The organism is bacterium, assembly GCA_024228115.1.
Classification (GTDB): domain Bacteria; phylum Myxococcota_A; class UBA9160; order UBA9160; family UBA6930.
Genome location: JAAETT010000393.1, coordinates 1 through 1,033 on the forward strand (window position 1 = coordinate 1; position 1,033 = coordinate 1,033).

General features: G+C 49.8%; 1 protein-coding gene. It reads left to right on the forward strand.

What is annotated here, in order from left to right:
* Window positions 1-133: 133 nt before the first annotated feature.
* A partial coding sequence (locus GY937_17030) for a hypothetical protein (protein MCP5058409.1) occupies window positions 134-1,033 on the forward strand: 900 nt, incomplete at its 3' end.

Consider the following 1,033-nt stretch of genomic DNA (forward strand, 5'->3'; position numbering starts at 1 on the left):
AGTAAAAGTGGCGGGCGCATTCATTGACGGCTTTGATGACCCCACAGTGTACGAATTCCATGGTTGCGCTTTTCACGGGTGCCCTAAATGCTACTGCCAACGGCAAAAACGCTCACCTTATGGATCGTTAACGATGGAAGAAGCATTTGCAAAAACCCAACTGCGCGCCAATACCATCAGGGCAGCCGGTTACGAGTTGGTGGAGATGTGGGAATGCGACCTTCGGTCGCAGTTGCGATCAAATAAGGCGATGGCCGCCTTTTTTGATAACTGCGGCGTCGTAGACCCGTTGAACCCCCGACACGGGTTCTACGGCGGTCGCACCAACGCCACCACCTTGTACCGGAAATGCGTGGACGGGGAACAAATCGGGTACATCGACGTATGTTCGCTGTACCCGTACATTTGTAAATACGGAGAATTTCCGACGGGTCACCCTGTGGTGATCACAGAGGGATTTTCCGATATCCGCACTTACAAAGGGATGGTGAAAGGTGTGGTTCTGCCGCCGCAGAACCTATACCATCCCGTGCTGCCATATCGAACCGATCATAAGCTGACGTTCCCGCTGTGTCGAACGTGTGCCGACGAAAGAGATGTTTGGGCGGACTGCGAGCACGATGAAGCAGAACGAGTTTTGACTGGAACCTGGACAACTTTGGAGTTATTTAAAGCTATGGATTTAGGATACCGTATTGTGAAACTGTATGAAATATGGCATTACCCTAGATGGGCTCAGTACCCTAAGGGCTTATTTACTGATTACATCGATTGCTTTTTTAAAATCAAACTAGAAGCCAGCGGGTACCCGAGAGGGGCGACCACCGACGAGGCCCGGCAAGCGATCGTGGCGAAAGCCAGGCAGAAAGAGGGTATAGAGCCGGATGAGTCAAAAATAGCCAACAACCCTGGCCTTTGCCAAATAGCTAAACTGTCGCTGAACAGTTTTTGGGGTAAATTTGGCCAGAAAAGCAATTTAGGGGAGCTGACCTATTTTCCAGATACTGAAAAATTTTTTGATTTAATGCGTGAT